Origin of the sequence: Microcoleus sp. AT3-D2 (genome assembly GCF_036705715.1) — a bacterium.
Lineage (GTDB): Bacteria > Cyanobacteriota > Cyanobacteriia > Cyanobacteriales > Microcoleaceae > Microcoleus.
Genome location: NZ_JAUBVE010000086.1, coordinates 1 through 7,392 on the forward strand (window position 1 = coordinate 1; position 7,392 = coordinate 7,392).

The 7,392-nt window shown below is 46.5% G+C and carries 6 protein-coding genes and 1 tRNA gene; 2 read left to right on the top strand and 5 right to left on the bottom strand.

Annotation, left to right across the window (positions count from 1 at the left end; genetic code table 11):
- Nucleotides 1-41: 41 nt before the first annotated feature.
- The 5 genes from QUB44_RS26220 to murA form a co-directional block, all read right to left on the bottom strand.
- On the bottom strand, nt 42-1,406 hold the full coding sequence (locus QUB44_RS26220; RefSeq protein WP_333372112.1) for a GTPase: 1,365 nt from the start codon (nt 1,404-1,406) through the stop codon (nt 42-44).
- Nucleotides 1,407-1,786: 380 nt separating this feature from the next.
- Nucleotides 1,787-2,662, bottom strand: a complete 876-nt coding sequence (locus QUB44_RS26225) for a DMT family transporter (protein WP_333372114.1) — start codon at nt 2,660-2,662, stop codon at nt 1,787-1,789.
- 205 nt (nt 2,663-2,867) lie between these two features.
- Nucleotides 2,868-2,949 (bottom strand) — tRNA-Leu (locus tag QUB44_RS26230).
- Nucleotides 2,928-3,797: a M48 family metallopeptidase gene (locus tag QUB44_RS26235; RefSeq protein WP_333372116.1), complete on the bottom strand. Its 870-nt coding sequence runs from the start codon at nt 3,795-3,797 to the stop codon at nt 2,928-2,930. The genes QUB44_RS26230 and QUB44_RS26235 overlap by 22 nt, the downstream gene beginning before the upstream one ends.
- Before the next feature lie 172 nt (nt 3,798-3,969).
- Nucleotides 3,970-5,388, bottom strand: a complete 1,419-nt coding sequence (gene murA, locus QUB44_RS26240) for a UDP-N-acetylglucosamine 1-carboxyvinyltransferase (RefSeq protein WP_333372118.1) — start codon at nt 5,386-5,388, stop codon at nt 3,970-3,972.
- Nucleotides 5,389-5,797: 409 nt separating this feature from the next.
- On the opposite strand from murA, the gene QUB44_RS26245 reads away from it, so the two are divergent.
- Nucleotides 5,798-6,889 carry an RNA-guided endonuclease TnpB family protein gene (locus tag QUB44_RS26245; RefSeq protein WP_333053367.1) on the top strand — a complete coding sequence of 364 codons (1,092 nt, stop codon included), beginning with the start codon at nt 5,798-5,800 and terminating at the stop codon, nt 6,887-6,889.
- 132 nt (nt 6,890-7,021) lie between these two features.
- Nucleotides 7,022-7,392: AAA family ATPase (locus QUB44_RS26250; protein ID WP_333053366.1), on the top strand; the 371-nt coding region annotated here is incomplete at its 3' end.

Genomic DNA, 7,392 nt, shown 5'->3' on the forward strand with positions numbered 1-7,392 from the left:
ATTGCTGGTATTTATAATTATGAACTTTCTTTGAAGATAAATTAGCGCTCGCCTGAGACTTTCGCAAGAGGTCTAATATCGAAGTAGTCATTAGCATAATGCTGTTTAGCGTAACGGCGGATACGTTGAATGTGCCCACCAATACCACTTTGACCCTCCATAACAAACAGTTTATCAGGGTTCTGTAAGAAATGCTCCAACCGGCGTGGGTCGCTCAGATTTTTATGGATATTCAGCAGAATAATGAGCGGCTTAGCTTTTTCCTTCAATAATTGTAAGAAACCAAACTCACTCTCTTGGATGCTGTCACTTGTCACCACATAACAAATCACATCTGACTCGTCGATAATACTTTTAGCAATTTCTTCATCACTTTCCCCACCCGGAGCACCAATCCCAGGAGTATCAATGATGCGAATATTCTTCCACTCGCACACCCGATTCAACCGAGTTGTGCGCTGCTTGCCTACACCGATCGCATCCCATCCATCATCTGTAATTATGGCGTGAAGAGTGCTCTTTCCCGCCTTAGTTTTGCCCATAAAAGCGATGCTGAAATGATTGAGAGCGCGTTCCTTGGCCCGAAGCGAGTCGCGCACAATTTTCATTTCTTTGATAATTTCGGCACTGAGATCGTTTCCAGTATTCTCAAGTTGCTTGGCGACTTCCTTAGCAGTGGTAGCTTGACCTTTACCGCTTGTTTTATATTTGATGTTTTCGATAGCCACTTTAATATTTTTTTCCAACTTGGAAAGAGCTTTATCAGCACTTTCAAGTGCCAATTCTGCAAATTTATAATCTTCATCAGCGATGACTGCACACTGACGAATCGCCTCATCATATTCTGGCCCCGTTAACAGGATTTCCCGGCGTATTTGCTCAACTTTTTGCTCGCTCCCAGTGAGTTTTGCTACATTATCCACCAATGCGCGTGAAAGGAGAGAATCAGCCCCTTTAAGGAAACGCGCACCTATAGAGGGTTTCTGTTGTTGGTTATGTTCGCCTATAAATCGAGTATCACTAAAGGCTCCAACTTCTGCCAACTGTCGCTGTACTTCTCCCGGTGGCCAGTTCCAAATCCGTGCTACTTGTTCCGCCATCTGGCGTTCTAATGCTGAACAGAAACCGTCAACATAGGCGATCGCCAACATTTGCGACATAGCTTCACTTTGCTCACCGGGCGACACTTTCGCAGCTAAATCCTCTACAGAAAGCTGACTTTCTTCTTGAGCAAGAATTTTTTCCATCTCAGCGAGAGTGCGTTCAGAAGCGCCGATCTGCGTTGCTAGTTCGCGTAGTGCTTTCGACTCTTCACTGTGAATCTGCTGATCCGCGCAGACCATGTGCGTGACTAATAGGAATGGGTAGTCTAGGTGTTCGGTGGTTTTTGAGCTTAGGTCAGACATCTTAACTTACTCAATATTTGAATTTGTCACTGATTAAGGCAATACACCAGCCATCGTGTAAGGTGGTTGATTTACTGGGATATTCTTCCTTATTCAAATAAATTGACCAATTATTTGTAATTTGCGTACCCCCCGCCTTCCCAAGGCTGTTTCATTCTAGCCTCAAATCGCCCAAATACAAGACGAGCGATTGTCTGATACAATCTTGAGCGTTCGCTTAACAACAAATATATATGCTGACTTTAATCAATTTTCTCAAAAAAGTCAATTATCCCAGCAAAAATCACATAGATTAACATCTTTCTACCCTTAATTAGATCATAATGACAGGTGATTTTTTGATTGTTGAGCGACACGCAACACTTCTGTCTAAAATATTATCACTTCAAACCCAATAATAAGGCGATTCCGCCGATCGCACCAACTACCCCCAAAATAGCCCTAATGCTCACTTTTTCGCCCGCCAACACCGCTAAAGGCAGTATAAATAGGGGACTGGTAGAAATGAGTGTTTGAGCGATTGCTGCAGGTGCATATTTCAGCGAAGTCTGTTGCAGAAAAATTCCGAGATAGGTTCCTAAAAAAGCTGCTATAATTATTGCACCTAATAGTTTTGGCACTTTTAATTGTTTGAAACTGTCAAGGTTTGTTGGACTCAAAAAACATAGCATGACTGCCATGCCGCCGCTCAAACGTAAGGCTGCTGTCCACAGGGGATCAATATCTATTTGAGTGAAGGCAGCGCGGGATAAAACAGCTCCGGCCGCGTGGGTTGTTTGTCCTAATAAACTAATGGCTAATCCCTGCCAAAGATGTTTTGATGATAAGGTTGTTTCCGCTGTTCGTTCTGCAATTACCCACGCTACGCCGCAGATAGTTAAAAGAATGCCAGTACAAGCAATCAGCGATAACTTTTCTTGCAAAAATATTAAGCCCAATAAAGCTGTTAAAGGGGGAGATAGGGTTTCTAAAAGCAGCGTTCGCCTCGCGCCTAAATATTTTAATACGATAAAGAAAGCGGTGTCTCCGATGCCAATTCCTAGGCCGCCGCTGATGAGCAGCATTGCTAAAATATTAGGGTTGATTGCGGGTAAGGGTTTACCTAAAATTAGTACAGTGGCAAGGAGCATGAAAAGGGCGATCGCACCTTTGAGCAAGTTTAGCACCACTGCGGGGATTTGCTGTCCCACTCGCTGCCAGATGGTGGAAGATAGAGCCCAGACAAATGCAGCGCCTAAAGCGGCGATTTCACCCATAAAATCTGTTGACGGTTAACGGTTGACTGTTGACTGTTGACGGTTAACGGTTAACGGTTAACGGTTGACTGTTGACGGTTAACGATTGTCATTAGTTACCAATTCGCAATTCGCAATTCCCGATTCCCGATTCCCGATTCCCAATATAAATTAGGGTTCCAGACTAATCACCTGGAACCCTAGATTTATTAAGCTTTTTTAGTAGTGGGCGGGGAGAGAATCGAACTCTCATACCTTTCGGTGTCAGATTTTGAGTCTGATGCGTCTACCAATTTCGCCACCCGCCCTTTTGGGTTTCACCATCATAACACATTGATCGATTTCCTGCAAGCAAAGATTCATAATCTTTTGAACTTGCCCAGCGATCGATCTCTCTGGCCCGCAATACTGGTACAGGATGGGACAACTGAGCCGTCTGAGCTTGTTTGAGCATTTCTCCCAATTGAGTGCTGCTGAGGTCGTCGTAGGCCCGCGCCTGCGCCAAAAACGCATCTACATTCAGTTTGGGAGCTAAAGTCGGCGAACCTCCGGCCAGTTTCATCAACAGTGATGCTACCACTTTTGGGTCTTGGGTGGCGAGCAAGGCTGCGCGATCGCACGTAAATTCCGCACACCGCAACCATTCCAACATTTGCGCCTGCAAACCCTGGGCGAGCACGGTTCCCACAGGCGAAATTTGACCGGCGGCCAACACAATTAAATTAGCCAGAGTCAGGTAAACTCCGTGCTCGCACTTCAAATGCCCCAACTCGTGAGCGATTACCGCCTTAACTTCCTCGTCTGTGAGCAAATCAATCAGAGAAGTGTGCATCACCACAAAAGGCTGTTTTCCCCGCATCGCAAAGGTGTAAGCATTTGGCATCGGATGCTGGCGGACATAAAGCTGCGGCGGTTCCAAATCAAGAGTTTTGCAGGCATCCAACAGCAATTGATGCAGGTGGGGCAATTGATTTTCGCCGACTTGGACGCTGGAAGCCAGATTTTCCAGCATGAAAAACTGTTCGCCCAGTTGTCCGAGCAACTGCCGCACCATCAAATCCAGGCCGGGCAGTTGTTTGAGCGTGTTGGTGGCTTCCAAGTCTAGCGGGTGGCGAAACTGGTCTGCTTTCAAACCGATGAGCGGTATGTTCGACATTTTAATCCTGAGTCATTAGTCAAGAGTCACTGGTCGTTAGTCATCGGTCATTGGGAAATGGGAATTATGAATTGGCAATTAAAAAAGGTTGAATTATTTTTCTTCCTTCTTCCTTCTTCCTTCTTCCTTCTTCCTTCTTCCTAATGACTAATGACTGCTGACTAATGACTAATTAACAGTTTAAACCCGATCGCACGGGATTGACAGGAGCCTCAGCAGTCGCCGGGTCTGTGCCCTCTTTGACGCGCCGCAACTTAGCTCCCAATTTTTGCAGTTTCACCTCTAACTGCTCATAGCCGCGGTCTAAGTGCTGCAAGCTGCTGATGGTGGTGACACCATCGGCTGCCAGTCCCGCTAGCACTAACGCCGCCGAAGCCCGCAAATCTGTTGCCATTACTGGCGCACCCGACAGCATCGACACTCCGCGCACAATCGCGACATTGCCTTTAAGGCGAATGTCGGCGCCCATGCGGTTGAGTTCTGCTACGTGGCGCAAGCGATTCTCAAACACGGTTTCTTTGATCAAGCTGTCGCCCTCGCTCAGCGTCAGCAAAGCCATAAACTGAGCTTGCATATCTGTGGGGAAACCAGGGTAAGGCAGAGTTTCGATGTCTGTGGCCGAGTGAGTTTGGCCGGGAACTATCCGCAAAATGTCGGGGGATTCTGCAATAATTTTCGCCCCAATTGTCTTCAATTTGGCAATGACTGCGGTCAGGTGGTCGGGAATTACCGGCGACAAACTGATTTCGGAGTGAGTGATGGCTCCGGCTACTAAAAATGTTCCGGCTTCAATGCGATCGGGAATAATTGGATAGTCTACCGCGTGCAGCTTGGGAACTCCCGAAATGACGATCGTATTCGTGCCAGCGCCTTGAATTTTTGCTCCCATGGCGCAGCAGAAATTCGCCAAATCTGCGACTTCCGGCTCTTGAGCCGCATTTTCAATCACGGTTTCTCCTTGGGCCAGAGTCGCCGCCATCATCAAAGTTTCAGTTGCGCCAACGCTGGGGTAGTCCAAATAAATTTTGGCTCCTTTCAGGCGGCGGTTCGGCCCTTTGACGTAAGCGTGAACGGTGCCGTGGTCGATGTGGACTTCGGCACCGAGGGCTTGCAAACCGCGAACGTGGAGTTCAACGGGTCGGGCACCGATGGCGCACCCACCGGGCAAGGGTACTTTGGCAAATCCCAAACGCGCTAGCAGTGGGCCGATAATAAAGAAGCTCGCCCGCAGTTGGCTGACTAATTCGTAGGGGGCTTGAGCGTCTATGAGGTTGCTGGCGTTGATGTCTAAAACGTCCCCGTGCTGCTGTAATTTGACTCCTACAGCCGAGAGAATTTGCCCCATGCGGGCGACATCGACTAGACCGGGAACGTTGCGGAGACGGCAATCCTCTGGGCATAGCAGGGCTCCTGCCATGACGACTAAGGCCGAGTTTTTGGCGCCGCTGATTTTGACGTGTCCTTTAAGGGGCTGGCGACCCCAAATTTGTAATACTTGTTGGTCGCTTTCAGGTGAAGCTGGCAGGTTAGATGAGTTCTGAGCTGGTGTAATGGGTTTGCCCTCCATAATTCGCTTCGTTACTTTATACATTATTAATTTTGGTTCGATTTTACCGGAAAGTTTTTATATGTCTAGGGGTAACATTAGGGATTCTCGGCATTATATTTGCCAAGCTTCAGTCTGGGTAAGGCTTTCAGGTTTAATCGCATAAATAATGTCGATCGAGTCTCATGAAATTATCTGTATCAAAATTTACGTTCATTTGTAGCGGTCGCTCGGATCACAGATGTTATAGCTTTGTCAACGATCTTTTGAAGTAAAAGCCGGCTGGGTTGTTGACAAAGGTGTAAGATATCTGTTCGATCGACAATGCTAGAAAGTTAACACATTGTCGATCGCCCCATTGCCTGTGCTAACCTGTGACAACAACCTAGAGTAAAACTTAAGTGCCAAATACTTTGCTAAACTTATTCACAGTTAATCACCGAGAGGAAGTTTCATGTTTGCTGTCAAGCGGGCGCTAAAATTAAATAACAAGGAAGCGACGTTGATGGCAAAACACGCAGGATTCCGGCGCGTAGTTTTCAATTTTGGGTTGAGCCTGCGAACTCAAATGTACAGTGAGGGGAAATTTACCGACTCGAAGGTACTCAACGAAGTCAAGAAGGTTCTCACCAATCACGTCAAGAAAACGTCTGAATTTGCTTGGATGAACCAGTTGTCTAGCCGAGTTTATCAAAACGCTTTGATTGACTTAAAAGATGCTTTTAGTCGATATCGTTCGGGGAAAGCAGGTCATCCGAAGTTCGCCAGCCGGCGAGACGGTCAATCTTTTACGGTTGATTCATCTAACGGTAAACTTTTGTTAGTCGCTGGTAGCACTATCAAGATTCCTACGTTGGGAACTTTTCGACTTTTTGAGCCGTTAGAATGTGGTTTTATTTCTCAAACTTTTACGGTTTCAAAAGAAGGTAATCGCTGGTTTGTTTCCTTTTGTGTGGATGCAGAGCGCCTGCCCGGTGGGCAGTCTGAAGGTTCTGTAGGAATTGATGTCGGCATCAAGTATGCGGCCACGCTATCAACCCAACAGAGTTTTGATGCACCAAAGCCGCTAAAGCAAGCGAAAACCAAGCTTGCTACTTTACAGCGCCAAGCATCTAAACAGGTAAAAGGCTCTCGAAATCAGCGCAAAACCTACAACAAAATTAGTCAGATCCATGCACGAGTCGCTCGTATTCGCTTAGACTTCCTTCACAAGTTAACAACTTACCTAGCTAAAACTTTCAAGCTAATTAAGATTGAGAACTTGAATGTTCAAGGAATGATGGCGAATCATAAGTTAGCTGGAGCAATATCTGACCTGGGATTTTACGAATTCAAACGTCAGCTCGACTACAAATGCCTTATGTATGGAGCTAGTTTAGTGCTAGTAGACCAGTGGTTCCCTAGTACGAAAACTTGCTCAAATTGTGGCACAAAAAAAGATATGCCACTAAGCGTTCGGACTTTTGACTGTCCTACTTGTGGCATATCTTTGGAGCGGGATTTTAACGCAAGTTTGAATATTTTAAATTGGGAACCCTCGGCTTGAGGGGAATAGCCTACTTATCTTGGGATTAGCCGTCTACCCAACAGCGTAGGAAGTGAAATCGAATTGTGTCTAAAAATGAGTTTAGACAAGTTTAGATAAGTTTCACGAAGCAGCCAAAGCTACTCCTAGCATATGGTTCACATTAAACGGATCGAACTGACTAACTTTAAATCTTTTGGCGGCACGACGGCCATTCCCGTGCTGCCCGGTTTTACTGTGGTTTCCGGGCCCAACGGTTCTGGGAAGTCCAACATCCTCGACGCTTTGCTGTTTTGTCTCGGACTTTCGAGTTCTAAGGGAATGCGGGCTGAACGTTTGCCGGATTTGGTGAACAGCGCCCAAAACAAACGCGGTACGATCGAAGCTAGCGTGACTGCGACTTTTGCGTTGGAAGATGTGGGGGACGAATGGTTCGCCCAGGATGAAGATGAGGAGGAAAATGCAGCAGATGAGTTATCTGTTGAAGCAGAGGAAGTCGAAGGGATAGAAATTGCCGAAACTCA